21 protein-coding genes and 1 other RNA gene are annotated in these 21,088 nt (G+C 44.8%); 9 read left to right on the top strand and 13 right to left on the bottom strand.

Translation table 11 applies throughout. The features are described from left to right. The first annotated feature begins 102 nt into the window (after window positions 1-102). From gatC to ACVLR6_RS10990, 4 genes are all read left to right on the top strand, one after another. On the top strand, window positions 103-417 hold the full coding sequence (gene gatC, locus ACVLR6_RS10975; protein ID WP_005179709.1) for an Asp-tRNA(Asn)/Glu-tRNA(Gln) amidotransferase subunit GatC: 315 nt from the start codon (window positions 103-105) through the stop codon (window positions 415-417). Window positions 418-466: 49 nt separating this feature from the next. Continuing rightward, entirely contained in the window at window positions 467-1,945 is a 1,479-nt protein-coding gene (gene gatA, locus ACVLR6_RS10980; RefSeq protein WP_104470939.1) for an Asp-tRNA(Asn)/Glu-tRNA(Gln) amidotransferase subunit GatA, read from the top strand. Continuing rightward, window positions 1,945-3,420 carry an Asp-tRNA(Asn)/Glu-tRNA(Gln) amidotransferase subunit GatB gene (gatB, locus tag ACVLR6_RS10985; RefSeq protein WP_455995208.1) on the top strand — a complete coding sequence of 492 codons (1,476 nt, stop codon included), beginning with the start codon at window positions 1,945-1,947 and terminating at the stop codon, window positions 3,418-3,420. Before gatA ends, gatB begins: the two co-directional genes overlap by 1 nt. 61 nt (window positions 3,421-3,481) lie before the next feature. Beyond that, window positions 3,482-4,057, top strand: a complete 576-nt coding sequence (locus tag ACVLR6_RS10990) for a hypothetical protein (RefSeq protein WP_455995210.1) — start codon at window positions 3,482-3,484, stop codon at window positions 4,055-4,057. On the opposite strand, the gene ACVLR6_RS10995 is transcribed toward ACVLR6_RS10990, so the two are convergent. Both ACVLR6_RS10995 and ACVLR6_RS11000 read right to left on the bottom strand, forming a co-directional pair. Beyond that, window positions 4,054-5,259, bottom strand: a complete 1,206-nt coding sequence (locus ACVLR6_RS10995) for an IS256 family transposase (RefSeq protein ID WP_004911237.1) — start codon at window positions 5,257-5,259, stop codon at window positions 4,054-4,056. The genes ACVLR6_RS10990 and ACVLR6_RS10995 overlap by 4 nt on opposite strands. A gap of 330 nt (window positions 5,260-5,589) precedes the next feature. Further along, the gene (locus ACVLR6_RS11000; protein WP_194087063.1) at window positions 5,590-6,522 is read right to left on the bottom strand and encodes an IS5 family transposase; all 933 of its coding nucleotides are present in this window, start codon (window positions 6,520-6,522) and stop codon (window positions 5,590-5,592) included. Window positions 6,523-6,563: 41 nt separating this feature from the next. Between ACVLR6_RS11000 and ACVLR6_RS11005 the strand changes: the two genes are divergently transcribed. Continuing rightward, window positions 6,564-6,815, top strand: a complete 252-nt coding sequence (locus ACVLR6_RS11005; protein WP_455995212.1) for a hypothetical protein — start codon at window positions 6,564-6,566, stop codon at window positions 6,813-6,815. Window positions 6,816-7,104: 289 nt separating this feature from the next. On the opposite strand, the gene ACVLR6_RS11010 is transcribed toward ACVLR6_RS11005, so the two are convergent. The 3 genes from ACVLR6_RS11010 to sbmA all read right to left on the bottom strand — a co-directional run bounded on the left by ACVLR6_RS11010 (window position 7,105) and on the right by sbmA (window position 10,133). Beyond that, window positions 7,105-7,605 carry a hypothetical protein gene (locus ACVLR6_RS11010; protein ID WP_168395771.1) on the bottom strand — a complete coding sequence of 167 codons (501 nt, stop codon included), beginning with the start codon at window positions 7,603-7,605 and terminating at the stop codon, window positions 7,105-7,107. Between the two features lie 135 nt (window positions 7,606-7,740). Further along, on the bottom strand, window positions 7,741-8,706 hold the full coding sequence (locus ACVLR6_RS11015) for a hypothetical protein (protein WP_104499288.1): 966 nt from the start codon (window positions 8,704-8,706) through the stop codon (window positions 7,741-7,743). Between the two features lie 230 nt (window positions 8,707-8,936). Next, window positions 8,937-10,133, bottom strand: coding sequence for a peptide antibiotic transporter SbmA (gene sbmA, locus ACVLR6_RS11020; protein WP_168390086.1), 1,197 nt, complete (start codon window positions 10,131-10,133; stop codon window positions 8,937-8,939). A gap of 375 nt (window positions 10,134-10,508) precedes the next feature. Between sbmA and ACVLR6_RS11025 the strand changes: the two genes are divergently transcribed. Further along, a complete protein-coding gene (locus ACVLR6_RS11025; RefSeq protein ID WP_016659392.1) occupies window positions 10,509-10,706 on the top strand; it encodes a hypothetical protein in 198 nt (65 codons plus the stop codon). A gap of 101 nt (window positions 10,707-10,807) precedes the next feature. Here the strand turns inward: ACVLR6_RS11025 and pgaD are convergent, their stop codons facing one another. The 5 genes from pgaD to ACVLR6_RS11050 form a co-directional block, all read right to left on the bottom strand. Then, a complete protein-coding gene (gene pgaD, locus ACVLR6_RS11030) occupies window positions 10,808-11,245 on the bottom strand; it encodes a poly-beta-1,6-N-acetyl-D-glucosamine biosynthesis protein PgaD (protein WP_160241067.1) in 438 nt (145 codons plus the stop codon). Window positions 11,246-11,277: 32 nt separating this feature from the next. After that, on the bottom strand, window positions 11,278-12,537 hold the full coding sequence (pgaC, locus tag ACVLR6_RS11035; RefSeq protein ID WP_455995214.1) for a poly-beta-1,6-N-acetyl-D-glucosamine synthase: 1,260 nt from the start codon (window positions 12,535-12,537) through the stop codon (window positions 11,278-11,280). Between the two features lie 17 nt (window positions 12,538-12,554). Further along, entirely contained in the window at window positions 12,555-14,480 is a 1,926-nt protein-coding gene (pgaB, locus tag ACVLR6_RS11040; RefSeq protein WP_455995216.1) for a poly-beta-1,6-N-acetyl-D-glucosamine N-deacetylase PgaB, read from the bottom strand. Between the two features lie 238 nt (window positions 14,481-14,718). Beyond that, the gene (locus tag ACVLR6_RS11045; RefSeq protein WP_104470204.1) at window positions 14,719-15,189 is read right to left on the bottom strand and encodes a transposase family protein; all 471 of its coding nucleotides are present in this window, start codon (window positions 15,187-15,189) and stop codon (window positions 14,719-14,721) included. After that, window positions 15,137-15,532, bottom strand: coding sequence for a transposase family protein (locus tag ACVLR6_RS11050; protein WP_455995218.1), 396 nt, complete (start codon window positions 15,530-15,532; stop codon window positions 15,137-15,139). The genes ACVLR6_RS11045 and ACVLR6_RS11050 overlap by 53 nt, the downstream gene beginning before the upstream one ends. A 443-nt stretch (window positions 15,533-15,975) precedes the next feature. On the opposite strand from ACVLR6_RS11050, the gene tehB reads away from it, so the two are divergent. Then, window positions 15,976-16,842, top strand: a complete 867-nt coding sequence (tehB, locus tag ACVLR6_RS11055; protein WP_455995219.1) for an SAM-dependent methyltransferase TehB — start codon at window positions 15,976-15,978, stop codon at window positions 16,840-16,842. Between the two features lie 138 nt (window positions 16,843-16,980). Here the strand turns inward: tehB and ACVLR6_RS11060 are convergent, their stop codons facing one another. Then, entirely contained in the window at window positions 16,981-17,091 is a 111-nt protein-coding gene (locus ACVLR6_RS11060) for a hypothetical protein (RefSeq protein WP_005179737.1), read from the bottom strand. Between the two features lie 221 nt (window positions 17,092-17,312). On the opposite strand from ACVLR6_RS11060, the gene ACVLR6_RS11065 reads away from it, so the two are divergent. Beyond that, window positions 17,313-18,245 carry an IS5 family transposase gene (locus ACVLR6_RS11065; protein WP_194087063.1) on the top strand — a complete coding sequence of 311 codons (933 nt, stop codon included), beginning with the start codon at window positions 17,313-17,315 and terminating at the stop codon, window positions 18,243-18,245. A 214-nt stretch (window positions 18,246-18,459) separates the two neighbouring features. On the opposite strand, the gene ssrA is transcribed toward ACVLR6_RS11065, so the two are convergent. After that, window positions 18,460-18,819: a transfer-messenger RNA gene (gene ssrA, locus ACVLR6_RS11070) on the bottom strand. Window positions 18,820-18,951: 132 nt separating this feature from the next. Here ssrA and glpK point away from each other — a divergent pair. Next, window positions 18,952-20,436: a glycerol kinase GlpK gene (gene glpK, locus ACVLR6_RS11075; protein ID WP_016659445.1), complete on the top strand. Its 1,485-nt coding sequence runs from the start codon at window positions 18,952-18,954 to the stop codon at window positions 20,434-20,436. Between the two features lie 120 nt (window positions 20,437-20,556). Here the strand turns inward: glpK and ACVLR6_RS11080 are convergent, their stop codons facing one another. After that, window positions 20,557-21,054: a thioesterase family protein gene (locus tag ACVLR6_RS11080; protein WP_035363265.1), complete on the bottom strand. Its 498-nt coding sequence runs from the start codon at window positions 21,052-21,054 to the stop codon at window positions 20,557-20,559. Between the last annotated feature and the right edge of the window lie 34 nt (window positions 21,055-21,088).

Below are 21,088 nucleotides of genomic sequence, written 5' to 3' on the forward strand. Positions count from 1 at the left end.
CGCAAGTTGGCAACTTTAACTAAATGTGATGCTTTGGACAAGTCAATCGCTTATTATAACGCACGATATTTTGAAAATTTTTAATACTGATTAGGTGATGTTATGTCTACATCGGATGCACAGCATTCTGCAGATTTAAATGCACAAACAGTTTCAGCAATCGCCAATCTTGCTCGGTTGTCGCTCAATGATACGCAATCTGCTGAATATGCTCAAAGTCTAAATAAAATTTTAGGCATGATGGAAACCTTAAAAGGCATCGATACCGATGGCGTTGAGCCACTCAAAAGCCCATTTGACCACCCTCAACCGCTACGTGAAGATGTGGTGTCTGAAGATAACCATCGTGAGGAATATCAGGCCGTTGCACCTGCCGTGCAGGACGGTTTGTATCTGGTACCACGCGTAATTGAATAATTTTTTCAGCGCTCATCTTTTTGTTGAATTCAGGTAAAGAATATTTCTCATGACAGATTTACATCGCTTATCCATTCGTGAACTGACTGAGGGTTTAGCCAATGCAAAATTCTCTGCTCGCGAATTGACCGAACATTATTTAAAACGCATCGAAAAAATTGATGCCCAGGTCAATGCCTATGTCACCGTAACTGCGGAACAGGCGCTGGCCCAAGCCGATGCTGCCGATGCGTTGCGTCAAGCTGGCGGCGCTGGTGTGCTGACCGGTGTGCCTATTGCGCATAAAGATATTTTCTGTACCCAAGGCATTAAAACCACCGCTGGTTCTAAAATGCTGGATAACTTTATCTCGCCTTACGATGCTACGGTGGTTGCCAAAGGTAAAACTGCTGGCTTAGTCACTTTAGGTAAAGTGAACATGGACGAATTCGCAATGGGTTCGACCTCGGAAAGCTCATACTTTGGCGCAACCAAAAACCCGTGGGCACTGGATCGTGTACCGGGTGGTTCTTCAGGTGGTTCGGCTGCGGTGGTCGCGGCTGATCTGGCGCCATTTGCAACCGGTACCGATACCGGTGGTTCGATTCGTCAGCCAGCTTCTTTCTGTGGCTTGACCGGTCTGAAACCAACCTATGGCCGTGTTTCACGTTTCGGTATGATCGCATACGCATCATCTTTAGACCAAGGCGGTCCTATGGCGCGTTCTGCGGAAGACTGTGCGTATCTGATGAACGTGATGGCGGGTCATGATGCCAAAGATTCAACGTCGGTCGAGAAAGATGTCGATGATTACGTGGCGAACCTGAATGGTACATCGTTAAAAGGTTTACGTATTGGTATTCCAAAACAGTACTTTAACGTTGCCGGTCTGGCCGCAGATGTAAAAGCACGCGTTGAAGAATCGCTGAAAAAATTAGCAGAGATGGGTGCCATTCTGGTTGAGGTTGATCTCAACATGACTGAAGCCTATGTACCGACGTATTACCTGATTGCACCAGCAGAAGCATCTTCTAACCTGTCACGTTATGACGGCGTACGTTATGGCTATCGCTGTGAAGATCCAAAAGATATTCTGGACCTGTACAAACGTTCTCGTTCAGAAGGTTTCGGTGCTGAAGTTCAGCGCCGTATCCTGATTGGTACCTATGCCCTGTCTGCCGGTTATTACGATGCCTACTATGTAAAAGCGCAGAAAGTCCGCCGCTTAATCCAGCAAGACTTCCTGAAAGCCTTTGAACAGGTGGATGTGATTGCTGCGCCATCTGCACCGACTACCGCCTATAAAGTGGGTGCTGACCTGACTCCGGTAGAAATGTATCTGGGTGATATTTACACCCTTGCGGTGAACCTGGCCGGTCTGCCTGCCATTAATGCCCCTGTTGGTTTTGACCAGAACAACCTGCCAGTTGGCTTACAGCTGATTGGTAATTACTGGTCAGAATCTCAATTGTTGTCTGTGGTGCACCAGTACCAACAAGCCACCAATTGGCATACACAACGTGCGGCAATTGCTGAGGAGAACGCATAATGGCGAAGAATAACGCGAAACCAAAATCTAACCTGATTGATGGCTGGGAAGTTGTCATTGGGATCGAGATTCACACCCAGCTTGCGACCAACTCTAAAATCTTCTCCGGTTCATCAACCGAGTTTGGTAATGATCCAAATACTCAGGCCAGCCTTGTAGATTTAGCCATGCCAGGTGTACTGCCTGTACTCAACAAAGAAGTGGTTGATCTGGCAATTCGCTTTGGTTTGGGGATTGATGCTTACATCGACCAAGCCTCTGTATTTGCACGTAAAAACTATTTCTACCCGGATTCGCCTAAAGGCTATCAAATTAGCCAGATGGACAACCCGATTGTGGGCCTCGGTCATATCGACATCCAGCTTGAAGATGGCACCACCAAACGTATTGGCGTAACCCGTGCGCACCTTGAAGAAGATGCGGGTAAATCCATCCATGACCAATTCGAAGGCATGTCAGGCATCGACTTGAACCGTGCAGGCACACCACTTTTAGAAATCGTATCTGAACCCGATATGCGCTCTGTTGAAGAAGCGGTTGCCTACATTAAAGCGATTCACACGCTGGTGCGCTGGTTAGGTATTTCTGACGGTAACATGGCCGAAGGTTCATTCCGTGCTGACTGTAACGTGTCTTTACGTCGTCCGGGTCAACCGTTCGGTACACGTTGTGAATTGAAAAACCTGAACTCATTCCGTTTCATTGAACAGGCGATTAATGTTGAAATTGAACGTCAAATGGAAATCCTGGAATGGGACGGCACCATCGACCAAGAAACTCGTTTGTTCGACCCTGTGAAAATGGAAACACGTTCAATGCGTTCGAAGGAAGAAGCCAATGACTACCGTTACTTCCCTGATCCAGACTTGTTACCTGTGATCATTGCAGACGAGCAAATTGAAGCAATTAAAGCAACCATGCCTGAGCTGCCTGCTGCACGTCGTGCACGTTTCGTGGCTGACTTCGGTGTGACTGAGTACGATGCGCACGTATTGACACTGACTCGTGAAATGTCAGAGTTTTATGAGGAAGTCGTAAAAGCTGCTGGCGATGCTGCGCAAGGTAAGATTGCTGCTAACTGGGTGATGGGCGAATTCTCAGGTGCTTTAAACAAAGCTGGCCTAGACCTTGCCGACTCTCCTGTGTCGAGTGAGAAATTGGGCGGTATGATTGCGCGTATTGTCGACAACACCATTAGCGGTAAAATCGCGAAACAAGTGTTTGGCTTTATGTGGGAAGAAGGCAAAACTGCGGACGAAATTATTGCTGAAAAAGGCTTGAAACAGGAAACTGATACAGGCGCGATTGAAGCGATTATTAAGGAAGTGCTTGCTGCCAATGAGAAGATGGTTGAAGAGTATAAATCTGGTAAAGAGAAAGCTTTCAACGGTCTGGTTGGTCAAGTGATGAAAGCATCACGTGGTAAGGCTAACCCTGCACAAGTAAATGAATTGATGAAAAAATTGATTGGTTGATTTATTCGCTAATCAATTGATTTTATGTTATAAAAACCTCGCTTAATGCGGGGTTTTTTCTATGAATGAAATACTTAATATACTCAAAAATAATTTAGATGATGCAAACGCTTTTAGTCATAAGCTTCAAGACCCAGCGATTACCAAACATTCCACACTTGATTCAGAATTAAAACAACTTATAGTTCAATTAGGATCACTAGAAACTAAAATTACAAATTACAGAAATGAATTAGATACTTTTACTAATTTAAAGAAAGTGTTATCAGATGTATTAGGAAATATAAAAATATTGTTTGATAACATTAAAGCTAGTAACTCAAATAACTTTTCTAACCTACACATGAAAACTCAAATTGATCACGTTACTACAGCATTAGATTTAATTGATAATTTTAGACATAACTATCATTTCGTAAATCAAGTTATTGAAGTTGCTATTAATCAAAAAATCGAAGTTGCAGAACAAAAGTTAAAAAAAATCGATCAGTTAACAAATAAATTACAAGGGGTTGCAACTGAAAAAGTTTATGAAGGTGCAAACACAAGATATGAAAAAAGGTATAAAAAATTAGAATTTCAGGGTTATTGCACAATAGGAGAGCGTTCAAAATTCTGTGTCAGCCGAATTGGCTAGAGTTTAATTATATCATCGAGCCTGCCTTCAAAGTAAATCGATAACTGTGTGATGGTTTGCCCCCAGTTTGTCACCGGCATTGTCCATTTTTCAGAAGCCTGTTGAATGCCAATATACAGCAATTTCAGCAGGCTATTTTCATTCGGGAAAGCCCCCTTGGTTTTGGTCAGTTTTCTGAATTGGCGATGTACTGCTTCAACCGCATTGGTGGTATAAATTGGCTTCCTAACCGCTTTCGGATATTTGAAATAGGCACTGAGTAAATGCCATTTTTCACGCCATGAACGAATGACTTTCTCGTATTTATCCCCCCATTTGGCTTCCAGCTCATCTAGCGCCATTTCAGCTGCCTGCTTGGTATCTGCTCGGTAAACAGGCTTCAGATCAGCCATAAAGGCTTTTTGATCCTTACTGGCCACATAACGCAAGCTATTGCGGATTTGGTGAATAATACATAACTGCACTTCTGTCTGCGGAAATATCGCAGCAATTGCTTCAGGGAAGCCTTTAAGCCCATCAACGCAGGCGATCAGAATGTCTTGTATGCCACGGTTCTGCAAATCTGTGAGTACGCTGAGCCAATAATTAGCACCTTCACTTTCTGATAGGTAAAGACCCAGCAGTTCTTTATGGCCTTCGGTATTTAATCCCAGCACGGTATAAACGGCTTTGTTGACATAACGGCCTTCATCCTTGATCTTGTAATGGATGGCATCGAGCCACACAAAGGGATATACGGCATCAAGCGGCCTCTGTTGCCAGGCACGTAATTCGGGGATTAGCTTGTCTGTAATATTGGTAATGGCACCCTCGGAAATATCCAGTGCATACATATCGGCAATATGTTTTTGAATATCACGGTAGCTCATGCCGAGCGCAAACAGTGAGATGACTTTACTGTCGATCTCTTCAGAGAGTTTGGTTTGATTTTTCTTGACGAGTTGAGGCTCAAAATCACCAGTGCGATCACGAGGTGTTTCCAGTTCAAATGAACCGGAGGATGATTTTACGGTCTTGCGAGAGTAACCATTCCTGCGATTGGATGGTTTAGGATTTTCTTCCAGATAGTTTTCAATTTCAGCATTTAAAGCCGCTTCTGTCAGCTGTTTGATTAGTGGTGTCAGGATACCGTTTTCACCAGTGAGGGGTTGTCCTGATTGTAATTGTTTTAAAGCTGCTTCGAAATCAAAGTTGTTTGCCATGATGTGTCATTTCCTGTTTGATTCAGTTTATTGAAATGACACAGATTTTTGAACACTACCCACAATAGGCTTAAGTATAATTAGCACTGTTATTTTTTTAATAATTTACAGCTTTCACAAAAACTTATTATCATCTTTGATTGCTTTAAAAGTAACAATTTTGCTAGTTGCGATATTTTTAATAACTTATTATTTTAAACAAGCTACACATTATAGAAAGTTAGCAGATATTGCAGAACAACGACATTTAGAATTAGAAGCAATCCCTAGTTTCTTATGGCTTTGTTGCATAAAGATTTTAAAGATAGAGCTTTCCTAAGTTGTTTAAATTTAAGTGACAACTTGGGTATGAGCTCGGCCTAATTCTATAAATTTATTTAATACTGCCACACGTGCATGAATCTCATTCACCTGGCTTTGAAAACTCCGTGCACTGAGTTTATCTCCCAATAATTTGATGCAATGCATCTTGGTTTCTACCAAGCTTCGGCGATGATACCCAGACCACTTTTTCCAAATTGCTCTTCCTAGGCATTTAACCGTTTTCAACAATTCATTTCTTTCTAAAGATCTCAGCTTTTTGTCTTTCCAGGGCTTCGCATTTTTTCTTGGCGGAATCACCGCATGTGCCTGTCGATCTGAAATGACTTTTCTGCAGTGTTTCGTGTCATAAGCACCATCTGTATAGACAGAATCAATCTGCTCATCAAGTGGAATTTGATCAAGTAAATCTTCGAGTACTTGTGAATCACTGACATTGTTTGTCGTGAGCTGAACGGCCCGTATTTGCAGCGTTTCAGCATCTATACCAATGTGAAGTTTACGCCATTGGCGACGATATTCAGGCTGATGTTTCTTACGTTTCCATTCACCTTCACCTAAAAACTTCAAGCCAGTAGAGTCGACGAGTAGGTGGAGACCATCACGACTTTTCTGATAGCTTATCGCAATATCAATATGCTTTTGTCTTCTACAAATAGTCGAATAATCTGGCGCTGTCCAATCTAATCTACAAAGTTTAATGAGGCTCTGAACAAAGCCAGTGACCATGCGTAAAGTGAGTCTAAATAGAGATTTGATCATCAAACAGCATTGAATCGCTATGTCGGAGTAGGTTTGACTTCGACCTTGTTTGCCTTGAGGTTCTGCATACCATTGTGTTTTTGGATCGAACCAAATGGCAATATTCCCACGATTAATGAGAGCTCGGTTATATGCGGGCCAATTGGTTGTGCGGTAGATTTTGTGTGTAGGCTTCTTCATTTGGAAATTATATTGCTGAAGAAGCCGTCTATGCTAGGTTTGTGCAACAAAGTCGTTTCTTATCTACAATTAGTGACCAAGCTCAAAATGAAGTAAGAAAAGAACTCGCTTTAAAATATTTTGGACAACCATTAGATGAAACACATTATTCATCCACGGAAAGTCTAATACAAGATCAAATCAAATCATCAACTGAAGTCCTAAAAATGACTACGAGTTTATTAAAGTCAGAAAGACTTAATCTCAATACAACTAATGATCATGAGTCAAATCCTAAGCCCAATTCATTATGACTATAAAAAAAGTATCCTCTATTACCAAACTTGAAGACTTAGGACGCATTCAACTGTCAAAGTCATTTTGTATGCGTGATTTCAGAATCCCTCTAAATCTCCCTTTAAAAAAGGGAGACTTTGTCATGTGATTAATTGGATACGCGGTGTTCCCTCTCCTTTAAAAAGGAGAGGGTTAGGGAGAGGATTATTAAAAGCTTCCCTCTCCTGAGCAAGTTTTAACGCACTAGTGGAGGTTAGGGAGAGGTAAATTTTAAAACGAAGTATAAGCGAGAAGACAAAACCCGCATCACTGCCCCCGAATCACCCCCAACTTATTCCACACATCTGGCGTCAAAAAGGTCATCATCAACTTGTTTAAATCCAGATAACGCAGTACACCATTCAACTGACTTTTAATTTCAGGCGTCTTTAAAAGTTCTTCCCCGGTAATTTGTCCCAGTTCCTGAAAACTGCTACCGACCGCTTGGATGCCTTCAGACTGAATCACTGCTTTGGCCTGCGCGGAACATTGCTCTACCAGTATCCGTTGCAAAACGGTTGCCAGCTTTTGATCTAAAGCCTGTTTTTGTTCTGGCGTTACCTGACTCAAGTGTTTCAAATCCGGATGTGCAGATAGCGCCACAAAGGTCCACTGCAAGACCGCGGTTTTATCGGTTGCCGTGGTCGACTTCACCAGACAGTCACTCAGCTGATCAACGGCCGGACCAGCCGTACTCACTTGTGAGCAACCCAAGAGCGCAATCGCCAGGCCCCATCCTCGTAGCTGCTTTAGACTCAACTGCATCATGCTATACCTCACTAATATCGGCTCATACCAGAAATAGCCTATTTGTAGCATGCCAGTAGCAATCTCACCTGTTATGACTGTGTAACGCGTATAAAAAAGGAGAAGTGATGTGCTTCTCCTTGTTACTTATACTGACTATTTCATTTGCCTGAGCATACGCTTGGCACCGGCATGATTATGCTGGTTGGCCAGCTCCTGCAAAATCCGTTTGGCCCGGGCTTTGGGCTGGGAAAAACGGTTACTAAAACTCGGCACAGCGCTTAAGCAACGCGCCAGCAAAATCCCCGATTCAGCATAGACATTCCGCGCATTGGTGCCCTGCAACCGGCCATAATTATAGGCCCGCTGTGCGCTGTTACAGGCATTTAACTCATTGCGGCCGCTGTTTAAATCACGGCGTGCAGCGACATAATATTTCATCTGCTGCTGTTGTGGGGTCGCAGCCACCACAGGCGCCGCTTTTACGGGTGCAGGGGTTTTCTCGGCTGGAAGTTCCGGTGTTTCTTTTGGTTCGGGCTCTTTGGCAACAGCTTTAGTGTTTTTATTATTCCGATTGGTATTCGTATTAGCCTTCTTGCTGCTGGAAGATGCCGAACGATAAAAACGCCGTGCTTCATCTTCCGTCATGACTTGAGTAAGTAAATGCACAATGCGCACCTCACCCTGGCCATCGCGTTTACGCTCGCTGACCGGCTCGATTGAAACAATCCAGTCCGGGCCATTTTTTCTGACACAGCGATAGGCACCAATGCCCTGATTAACATCGCGATAAGTCGCCAACAGTTTTTTGGACCAGCTGTTTTTCAGCATCGACATCGTACTTTTATAGGCCAGTTTTAAATGTCCTTGCTGCGACTGACAATAGCTGCCCATATATTTGCGCGGAATCAGCGATTCTGCCGCCAGCTCTTTACGCTGTGGTCCCCAGTCATACACATAGGCTTTGGCTGAACCATTGGCCTGATTCAGATTTTTTTTCGCAATCAGCTCTTGTGGCGAAGCAAAGTGCTTCAAGGCATCTGGACTAAAACTTTCTACACTGACACAGCCCGAAAAGACGACACCGACCCCAGCCAACATCATGAAGGTTTTGACATTCACGTCTTTATTCTCTATTTTTCCCCACTCAAAACATAGCTCAAATAGGCGCAAATAACAAATCTAGCCAATTGATTTTACTTGATATTTCTCGTTTATTTATTACTACTGCCCCGCACTATCATCTGATAAATGCAAAATATCCAGAGTTTTAACAACGAAACCTGAACGCCTTAACACTTTCATCCGATCATTAAAAAACCCACCTTAACAGCGGGTCAGTTGGGAATGACTTAATCATCCAGGGTCGATTCAAAGGCTTTTAAACGTTTATAAATCGACAGCAGTTCAATAATGGTTGGCCAGGAGGCAATTAAATACTGGAACGATTCACGTACCTTACCGAACACGTTACCAATCTGCATCATCAGGCCAAGGGTAATCGCTCCAGCAGCAATACTTGGGAACAGCACAAACAGACCGTAAATATTGTCCAGCTGCATGTACCAGATTCGTACCAGGTTAAAATAGGCATAATGGAAATACAGGCGGAAATAATTCAGACGAACCTTGCTAAACAGCTCTTTTAAAGTCAGCGGATCGGCACGCTCGGCATGATCTTCCCCATAGACCAGTTCTTTACGATAAGCCGCTTCCACCTTCTGGTTGTTAAACTCCAGTCCTGGCAGTTTATAACCGACCACCATCAGCAGTACGGTACCAAACACCGCCCAACCAATTGCCGCCCACACCAGCGCATAAGGAATTTCCCCCAGAATTGGCAGGGTTTTCACATGGCTCGATAGCGTTACCAAAACCGGTAAAAAGGCAATCAGGGTAATGAGCGCTTCAATCAGGCTCACCCCCAGACCTTCGGTGGTACGGGCAAAGCGCATGGTATCTTCCTGAATACGCTGCGATGCCCCTTCAATATGACGTAAGCGGTCCCAGTAGGCGGTGTAATAATTGTTCATTGCCGTCCGCCAGCGGAACACATAGTGGCTGACAAAGAACAGGTTAAATACCGAAACCGTCACCGCCACAATTGCCACATACAAAAAGGTCATGATCTCGGCATACAGGTTATTCACATCACCGCCGCCATTACTCAGCATTTGCTGGATCAGGTCATAAAACGGGCTGTACCAGGCGTTAATGACCACGCTCACCTGCACCCAGAACCAGATATTAAACAGAATGAAAGATGAGCCCCATACCGACCAGCGCTGCCAGGGATTATCCGATTGAATCCGCCAGAAAATTGCAAAAATGGCTGTGGCCAGAAAATACCAGAGATAGAACCAGAGAAATGCCGGTGACCAGAAACGGCTAACCCCAATCGGGAGTTCTGCTTCATGATAGCCTTCAGGCAAACCGATGATAGTGCCCCAGCCTTGTCCACCGGAATACCACAGCACCAGATTAAAGATGAACCAGAGTAACAGCGAACTAAAAAACCATTTCGGATGTGGAAAAAATGACTTAAACATGCAGTGTTCTATTTCCTTTATTCTTTTCAAGATGTTGAAAAGCAGCGTTTACAACATTGCAGCGTGCAATGCGCCACGCGATGACTTCAACATGAGCAATATACAAGATTTCCCCGACAGCGCATGTACTTTTCAGTACCGATTTTTCCGCTGACCAGTATTTAAAGCAATATAAAACCCCAATACTCCCCCTGACTATTTTTAGTAAAACAATAAAAAATCAAGAGCTTAAAATACCAATTTTTAGACTAAAAATTTAACTTTATTTTTTAAAATATCAATTACTTATTTATAATCTGACAAATAAAACCCATATTCCCGACCAGACAATGCTAAGATAAATATGTGATACATAATACATTTTTGAGGGAAATCATGATGGAAGTGAAAGCTGTTGAACTTATTCAGCCTCTGGTACTTGAGAAAGAGAACTGCCCACCTATCCATTTTGAGACAGGCACTATTTTAAAAGTTCTGATGACCACGCCAACGGCGTATCTGGTCACCGCCGACACTGAATTTAATTTCACCATTTCATTTCAAGATGAACACAAGGTCTGGCGCAAGCTTTAATCCTCATTCCAAGCGCGATTCTTATCTCCATTCAGGCAGCTTATCAGGCTGCCTGTTTTTTTGCAGATATAAAACCAGAGCAGCCGAATTCCAGCCAACCTTTAAGATACAGGGTGCTGGGAATGTGCCTGTAAATCGACAATCTTGCCCTCCTGATCATGATAGACCGTGACAATTTTGGCCTGACGGGATTGCGTTAACATGACCGGTTCCAGCTGAAAATGCTCGGCAAACTGGTTTAGCGGTGCCGGTTGCATGGTCTGGATGGAGTGCGCCGGAATATAATTAGTCCACAGCCATAAACTCAAGCCACAAGCCACCAGCGCGCTAAAGCCATTTTGCAGAATACTTAGCATTAGCTGGGCCACTTGCTGAATCAGTGCATCCCGTTCCAAATCCAGTAAACCCAGACTGCTTAAAACTGGCTGCCACAACAGGCCCCAGGTCAGCCATAAGCCGGCGGTACACACGTTCGAGGCATAACGCTTTTGCCACGGCAATTCATAGCGATAATCAATAATTAAAGTATTGGCTTTCACAACTTTACTCTCAACACATCACATCGCGACAGTTAGCTGTCACGTTTAATTCCACGATCGGGACTGATCCAGCGTGCACGTTTCCCTTCCCCACGCAGCAGCATTTTTGGAAACGCCACAATACTGGCCGATACGGTAATCAGCCAGAACATGAACGGATACCAGATCATCCAGAAATAGTTTTTGGCCAGATTTTTTTCATAGCGGCTGTCCATCCATTTGCTGACCATAAACTGGAACAAACAGGTCGCGCCCAGCATAATACCCACCCCTTGCGGTAAAAACGGCGATTGCAGTTCCGGCAACGGTAAAATAGGCAGGCAGAAACTTAACATCCAGAGCAGACACAGCAACAGCAGCAGATATGACCAGACCAGAGTCAGCATCATTTCCAGAATCAGCGGCCACAAATAATTCAGCTTGGGCTTAAAAATTACATCAATATTTTTATTTAACACCTGCGCCCCACCCATGGCCCAGCGCAAACGCTGTTTCCATAAGCCTTGCAGGGTTTCCGGCATCAGTACCCAGACCAGTGCATTCGGTTCAAATTCAATTTTCCAGCCGGCACGCTGCAGTTTCCAGGAAATATCAATATCTTCGGTCAGCATGTCGTGCGACCAGTAACCGACCTGGTGCACCGCGCTTTTACGAAAGGCGGTAATCGCCCCTGAAACAGTAAAAATACGGCCATAGGTGCGCTGGGCACGTTTAATCATGCCAATAATCGAGGAGAATTCTCCGACCTGGACCCGGCCCAATAAGGTCGAGCGATTGCGAATTCGCGGATTGCCCGTAACGGCGGCCACCGCCGGATCACGCTGGAAATGGCGCAGCATCCAGCTGGCGGCATGCGGATCGAGCAAGGCATCACCATCAATTCCAAGCAGGTATTCGGCATCGGTAACCAGACTGCCGGCTTGCAGGCCCATGGCCTTGCCCTGATTTTCTGCCAGATGCACCACCCTTAACCGTGGATGCTGGGCCGCCAGACGGTTCAGTACCTCGCCAGTATTGTCCGAGCTGCCATCATTAATCGCGATGACTTCAAAGTTGGGATACTTTAATGCCAGTGCCTGGGTGATGGTTTCCTCGGCATTATCACCTTCGTTAAAACACGGAATGAGCACCGCCACCAAAGGATATTCCTGTAAAACCGGTGGCTGGGTAAAGGCCGGATCTTTGCGCTCTTTGACATAGAAAATCAGCGCGCCCATCATCCATAAATAGGACATGAACAGCGGATAATAAAACACAAAGTTCAGCACCGATTGCCAGAGTTCTTGCAACATGGTTGTTCTCTAGCCGGTTACGGTGCAGATATTGGCTGAGGCTGAAAAGCTTGACGCAGCACAGTCGGATCGGGATGATTCTGGATTGGATCATCCGGATAATAGGCAATGTGCTTCACACCGGCCTGATAGAGTGTTTGAATTGTTTCCGCAATTTCCGCAGATGGAATTTTATTGCCATTACGCCAGTCGACGGCCTGCAATTCAAACACCGTTTTACGCAGCCCTTGCGGATACTGCTGCACCCGACTCAATAGCTGCCGATAAAATTGCGCCGGATCATCGACCTGTTCCATATATGGCATGGCCATAATCGCGGTGAAGTCATAACGGTTTAGCGACTGTTCCAGCGACTGGGCATACCAGTTTTCTGAATAGGCCGACAGCGCCACCTGCGCATACAGGTTACGCGAGGTCTGCAAATAAGGCTGAAACTGCCGCACGGTCTCGGCCAGCTCCATGGCAAAATCATCAATTACTTTGACTTTATAGGCTGTCCATTTCTGCAAGGCAGCATCATCAGCACGCAGTTGTGCCATATCGGTCGCTAAGCCCTGCTGCTGATAGGCCTTTTTGGCCCAGCTGCTAGCATCTTCATAATCGGACAAGGTGGCATCATCATGGAAAATAATACCGTTGAACTGCGCCGATTTGGCCAGATCTTCATAAATGCCTTTAATGGTGTTGCGGGCGCGCGGCGAAAATGGGCTTAAACGGTGATAGCCCATGTTCAGATGTTTGCCGCTATGTGGCTGCTCGGTTTGCACCAGATCTTTGGCCACCGGATTCGAGACCGGTAATTCCCAGGCAAATACCGGCATCCAGGCATAGACACGACGTACCTGAGTCCGGGTCTGGATTTGCCAGGCCACACGGTTAAACAGGTCGGCACGCATTGGAATATAACGGTTCGGGAAATAGACCAGATCGGCCGAGCCATTGCCATCCGGATCAGAAAATGCCTGCAAATATACGGTATTGACGCCAATCTGCTGAATCCGGTCCAGCAATAAGCCTAAATTACGTTCCTGCTGCTGCGGGTCCGGATCATAAATATAGTCAATATCGACATGCATGATCTTTTGCGGACGGTCATTGTCCGTGCGCTGCTGCTGATGTTTCTGGATTTCTTTGGCCAGTAGCGCTGCATCCATGTGTTTTTGAATCAGGATTCGCGGCAATCTGGAAAAACTGTTTACAGGTTGATTCTCGGCATCATCCAGCGTCAGGCTGATTGGCATCTTCAGTTTTTCAGCAATTTTTACCGTATGCAAGTTATAGCGACCATAGGGCCAGACCATAATTTTTGGTGCTTTCAGACCATGTTTTTGCAACAGACGCTGATTGGCCTTTAAGTCCTGCTGAATGCGTTTTTGATAAGCGTTGTCATCTTCATAACGCTGCTGCTGCGGAAAATAGGCACGTGCTACGGTGGCCGGCAATTCATTGCCCTGCGGATTGGCCACAATGCCTTTATGCAGGTCATAACTGTGGCTGGCAATTTCCACCAGACCGCTGGCCTGTAATTCTTTTAACTGTGCCCAGCTTAAAAAATGCTGGCGTGACACCATTTTCCCGCCAAAATTAACCTGTTGCTGTTCTGCTGGTTCTAACCAGTGCCCGACCACCGACAACACAGCCGGAATATTCCGCTGTTTTAAAACAGGATAGACATGCTGATAAAAACTTTGATAGCCATCATCAAAACTGAGCAAGACTGATTTTTCCGGTAGCGCCTTGTTGTGTTGCTGTGCCTCTAACAGTTGCTGACTGCCAATAAACTGAAAGCCATTTTGTACCAGCCAGTCCAGATGCTGCTGCAATTGTTTAGGCTCAATCGCATATTCAGGCATTAACGGTTGTGGTTCAGAAGTGACTTCGTGGTAGGCAAGGATCGTCAAGTTTTTCATTTCATTTCCCGCCTGTGCCCAACCCATGAGCATACTACAAAGAAAGAAAACAAAAATCTGGACCGCTTTAATAAACTGAAATAGAGGAGACATAAGGCGCGCGGAATTCATGGTACAGACAAGAAGATACGATGCTACATTCGAGCAATTGCGCAGATTCAACCATTATTTTATTATTATTTGTGTATACATTTGTTAATTAATCCCGTTTTTTTGCTTTTTGCCCTTGCTTTCAAAATAAAGCAATAAAATATTAGATTTCTTTCATAAGTCATTTTTTACTCAGCTCCAAGTTATAAATTCCAGCAATTAGATTGAATCTTAATGCTAGTCTTTTGCCTCGATTGCGATATCGCTCAGCAAGAATTTTGAAGGTTTTCAAACTGCCAAATACATGCTCAATTCCAATTCTTCTTTTATTGATTTCCTGATTATAGATTTTTAGTTCGGAATCCAGTTTACAGCGCTTCTTTGCTTTTAATGGCAACAAGCTATTTGGATACACTGTATAAATTCCCTGATAACCCTTATCCGCAAGGATAAATGCACCTGCAGGAATCTGATTCAAGTTACGTTTGAAGAGTTCGAAATCATGTACGGCACCACGACTCGTACATAAACTCAGGATTTTTTGAGTTTGATAATGAATGATGGCCTGTACTTTGAAGGTGTGGGTCTTTTTCTTGCCGCTATAGCTTTTCTTCTGTTTTTTTAGGCCTTTGGATTGGAATTTCTGTGGCATCTACGATCACCACATTCCAGTCAAGACCTTCGCCTTCAGGCAAATTCTTCGGTAAATTAAATAGATTAGACTTGATTAGGCAATCCTCTACATGACGGACAATTCTTGAGGCTGTGGGCTCTGACACACCATAACTTGTTGCGACATGGAACAATGTTCGGTATTCACGCCAATAGCTTAGACAGAGCAGAACCTGGTCTTCCAGGCTTAACTTGGGCGGTCTGCCTTTGGCAGGGACATGTTTCTTCAATTGCTCAACCATTAAATCAAAGGTTGACCATGAGATGCCCGTGTATCGCTTGAACTGAGGATCAGAAAGCTTGTTTGAATCGATGTATTTCATCCGCAGATTATGCATGAATGCCAAGAAATCTGGAGTGCAAATATCAACCAAAAAGAAGATCGTTTTTTGATTTATGAAAGAGATCTATTTATGATTTTATATCATTCACTTAGTTTTACTTATTTTTTAGCCACCCGCCAACGGGTCAGTTGATAATTTTCTAAAGGGTAGACGCTTTTATAAGCCCAAAATGTGATCTGGTTTTCAATTTTAAATTCTCACCATTTGATACTGAAGCATTTTTCAAAAAGCTAATACATCTGCAAAAATGGAAATGTGGAGATCATTTTGAGCTGAATCTTCATGGCTGAAATAGTATGGATTGAGCCATCTAGATGATTGGAAGTGGGCCGATGAAATCATGCCCTTTACCCTCCCCTCTCTGGCATATTGTGCAGGCTTAGGGTTTAATGACATTTGCCCCAAGTGCACATGGAGAAAAGATGCAAACGCTCGTATGCTATAAACAGCTGCCGATCTGGACACAAGACACTATCCCGCCCGGCTTTTTACGCCAGCACAATACCAAAGCCGGCACTTGGGCCCAACTGAAGGTTTTAAAAGGTGAATTGCGTTTTGCCTTGCTCGATGAAGCAGGCACGCTGTTGTCTGAACATCTGTTTAGCCCGAAGCAGCAACCGCCCATGCTTGAACCGCAGGTGTGGCACAAGATTGTTTCAGCCAGTGCCGATATTGAATGTCAGCTCAGCTTCTACTGCACAGCCGATGACTACTTTGCCAAAAAATATAAACTGACCCCGACCCATTCAGAAATTCTGGCCGCACAGCCATCTTTACAGGGCAACACGGCGCTGGATGTTGGCTGTGGCAGTGGTCGTAATGCTCTGTTTTTAAGTCAGCACGGTTTTCAGGTCGATGCCTGGGATGTCAATGCCCAAAGTCTGGAGCGCCTGAACGAGATTATTCAGCAGGAACAGATTCAGAACATTCACACCGCACTGCGGGATTTAAATATTAATCCACAGATTCAGGGCCAATACGATTTTGTGTATTGCACGGTGGTGATGATGTTTTTACAACCCGACACCATCCCAACCCTAATTCGGCAGATGCAGCAGGGCACCAAAGCTGGCGGCCTTAATCTGATTGTTTGTGCAATGGATAGTGAAGATTATCCGGTTCAACCGGACTTCCCTTTTAGCTTTAAAGCCGGAGAGTTAAAGGCTTATTATGAGGGCTGGAATTTGCTGAAATACAATGAAAATATCGGTGAACTGCACCGTGTCGATGAACAGGGCAAGCGTATTCAACAGCGTTTTGCGACGTTATTGGCACAGAAAATAGCGTAAAAAATTTATCCTTACATATAAAAGCTGATTATCTGGATGAGGGTCGGCTTTAGAGGAAGAATAAAAACAGTGATGGTCAGCAAGTTTAAGAACTTGCTGATGATTCAATAATTATTGGATACAGCGAATAAGAAAATGTTACAACAGATATTCCCAAATCACATAGCCTAGACCAAAACCAATCAATGAGTACAGCGTAATAATAAAGAAGACAAAACTCGCGCTATTTTTCTTTTTTAAAAAGCTCATTGTGATCTCAACGGTAGAATCTGTTGTCACATCTTACCCCAATTTGAGGATTTTTAAAGAGAAATTGGAGTTTATCGTGCTGACTAAAAAAATCCAGAAGTGCAATTACTCATCACTCGAGACTGTAAATTAAATTGTGTAATTGCCTGAATTTGCTATGTTCATATGACTTTGTTGCACAAACCTAGCATAGACGGCTTCTTCAGCAATATAATTTCCAAATGAAGAAGCCTACACACAAAATCTACCGCACAACCAATTGGCCCGCATATAACCGAGCTCTCATTAATCGTGGGAATATTGCCATTTGGTTCGATCCAAAAACACAATGGTATGCAGAACCTCAAGGCAAACAAGGTCGAAGTCAAACCTACTCCGACATAGCGATTCAATGCTGTTTGATGATCAAATCTCTATTTAGACTCACTTTACGCATGGTCACTGGCTTTGTTCAGAGCCTCATTAAACTTTGTAGATTAGATTGGACAGCGCCAGATTATTCGACTATTTGTAGAAGACAAAAGCATATTGATATTGCGATAAGCTATCAGAAAAGTCGTGATGGTCTCCACCTACTCGTCGACTCTACTGGCTTGAAGTTTTTAGGTGAAGGTGAATGGAAACGTAAGAAACATCAGCCTGAATATCGTCGCCAATGGCGTAAACTTCACATTGGTATAGATGCTGAAACGCTGCAAATACGGGCCGTTCAGCTCACGACAAACAATGTCAGTGATTCACAAGTACTCGAAGATTTACTTGATCAAATTCCACTTGATGAGCAGATTGATTCTGTCTATACAGATGGTGCTTATGACACGAAACACTGCAGAAAAGTCATTTCAGATCGACAGGCACATGCGGTGATTCCGCCAAGAAAAAATGCGAAGCCCTGGAAAGACAAAAAGCTGAGATCTTTAGAAAGAAATGAATTGTTGAAAACGGTTAAATGCCTAGGAAGAGCAATTTGGAAAAAGTGGTCTGGGTATCATCGCCGAAGCTTGGTAGAAACCAAGATGCATTGCATCAAATTATTGGGAGATAAACTCAGTGCACGGAGTTTTCAAAGCCAGGTGAATGAGATTCATGCACGTGTGGCAGTATTAAATAAATTTATAGAATTAGGCCGAGCTCATACCCAAGTTGTCACTTAAATTTAAACAACTTAGGAAAGCTCTATCTTTAAAATCTTTATGCAACAAAGCCATTCCAAAAATTAGCTTGGAAATAGTTTTATACCAACACTTATACCAACACAACGCATGAGACTGTATGAAACCGTAAGACACTATAAGAAACAAAAAAGGCATGAAAATGTTTAATTTTCATGCCTTTAGATGTCATATGAGATCATATGAAGTTGAATTTTGGTGGAGGTGGCGGGAGTTGAACCCGCGTCCGCCAACACTACGCTCGAGAATACTACATGCTTAGATATCGTCTATTGTTTTAACACTTTAAGACCCGACGAACAGGGTTCAAAGTGCGATCCTCTAAGTTTGGTATAAAGCCCCGAGGCTTGGCTCTATACGGACTTGTGTGCGTTCGCTTCGGTCGGGTTCACTGACCACAAGTATTCAGTGAAGCGGACAAGCGGCCCTTAGGCAGCTAGAGCGTAAGTTTCGTCGTTTGCGACTATTTAAATGCAAATTTGATTTACGAGAGAAAATGCGCTCTCGGCATGCATCTATGAGTTTCATCATCAGCGTCGAAGCCAATAACACCCCCAGACTACAGCGCCATCATAGCATAAAAGTTGAAAATTACGAGATCATTTCACAACTATTCACCGCAAGATCTGCGCTTAATAACATAATTGCGCTAATATTTTAAATTTCAAGTCAGATAACAGTATAAATTATGACTTATTTACTCGCCCTGGATCAGGGCACGACCTCAAGTCGCGCGATTATTTTTAATGAACATGGGCAGGTTCAGGCCAGCGCGCAACGCGAAACCCAAATCAACACCCCGCAATCCGGCTGGGTGGAACAGGATGCCCAGGAAATCTGGAGCAGCCAGATGGCTGTGGTGCAACAGGCGCTAGCATCTGCACGGATTCTGGCCAAAGATATTCAGGCCATTGGCCTCACCAACCAGCGGGAAACCACCATCGTCTGGGACAAACGCAATGGCCAGCCCTTGGCGCCGGCCATCATCTGGCAAGACCGGCGCGCAGCCGACTGGTGTAATCAGCTGCTGCAACAGGGACTGCAACAAAAAATACAGCAGACCACCGGATTATTAATTGACCCTTATTTTAGTGCCGGCAAGCTGGTCTGGTTGCTTAAGCATATTCCCGGTCTGGCCGAACTGGCAGCGCAAGGTCATGTTGCCTTTGGTACCGTCGATAGCTGGCTAATCTGGAACCTGACCCAAGGCGCCGAGCATGTAATTGAAGTCAGCAATGCCTCACGCACCATGCTCATGAATTTACAGACCCAAAGCTGGGATGAAGAGCTGCTGCAACTTTTTCAGATTCCCGCTTCGGTCTTACCAAAAATCATCAGTTCCGACCATTATGTGGCCGATACCGCTGCCGGCTTACTCGGCGCCCGACTTCCAATCAGCGGCATTCTGGGTGATCAGCAATCGGCCCTGTTCGGCCAGTCCTGCTTTGAGCCGGGCATGGCCAAAAACACCTATGGCACCGGCTGCTTTATGCTGTTTAATACCGGTTCGACACTGCAATACAGCCAGAATAAACTGCTCAGCACCTTGGCCTGGCAATGCCAGAACCAGACCCATTATGCGCTTGAAGGCAGTGTGTTTATGGCCGGTGCGATTGTGCAATGGCTACGCGATGGTTTGGGCATCATTCAACAGAGTGCCGAGGTCGAACAGCTGGCCAGTCAGGTCCGCGATACCGATGGCGTGGTGCTGGTGCCGGCTTTTACCGGTCTAGGTGCGCCGCATTGGGACAGTGATGCACGTGCCCTGCTCTGCGGTATGTCGCGTGGCACTCACAAAGCCCATATCGCCCGGGCAGCGCTTGAAGCAATTGCCTTTCAGGTGGCCGATGTTCTCAGCGCGATGCAGTCAGATATTCAGCAACCGCTCAAAGAATTACGGGTCGATGGCGGCGCCAGCTGTAATGATATGCTAATGCAGTTTCAGGCCGATCTGCTCAATGTGCCAGTGTTAAGGCCGCAAATGCGAGAATCCACCGCCTGGGGCGCAGCGGCAATGGCCGGGCTTAAATCCGGGGTGTTTAACAGCCTGAATGATATTGCTGATAACTGGCAGCTGGAACGCGCGTTTGAACCCGGCATGGGAGAAGATCAGCGTCAGGCACATTTGCAAAAATGGCAACAGGCGCTAAAACGTGCCCGTTCCGATCTTTAAACGGCACACGCCCCGCGAAATCGCTCAAGCTTGATTTTTACGCTATTCACCGCGACTGATCCAAATAAAAAACAGGCCCGATTGAGCCTGTTTTTTTATCTGCCAATCAATCCATTTGGATTAATAAGCATAAGACGCAATTGCGGTGGCAATAGCTTTATGTTCATCATTGACCAGAGTCATGCGCATGGTACAGCCTTTACGGCCCAAACGCAGGGTTTCAGCACGGGCCGTAAAATATTTGCCTCGCCCCGGCGCCAGATAATCCACCCGCATATCCACCGTGGCCAATCGGGTCACTTTCTTGATGGTATCAGGTAACTGCTCCGGCTCGGTGCGCTTATACAGCTCGCCCATCGCCACAATCCCGCCCACACTGTCCAGAATTGTCGCAGCAACCCCGCCATGTAAAATCTGGAAAGCCACATTGCCAATCAGCTGCGGCTGCATCTTGATATAGGCTTCAATCTGCTGATCCACCACGCGCATCTGCATACCGTTATGCTTAAAAAATGGTGAACTGTTAAAGGCCTGACACAATTGCTGTAAGACGACATCAATATCTACTTTCGAACCCAAATGAATGCCTCCGGTCCACTTTTTTGCCATATCGCTCATAAATTGGCCAATTACCTTAAATTGAGAAAAAACG

Source organism: Acinetobacter sp. T63 (assembly GCF_053852345.1).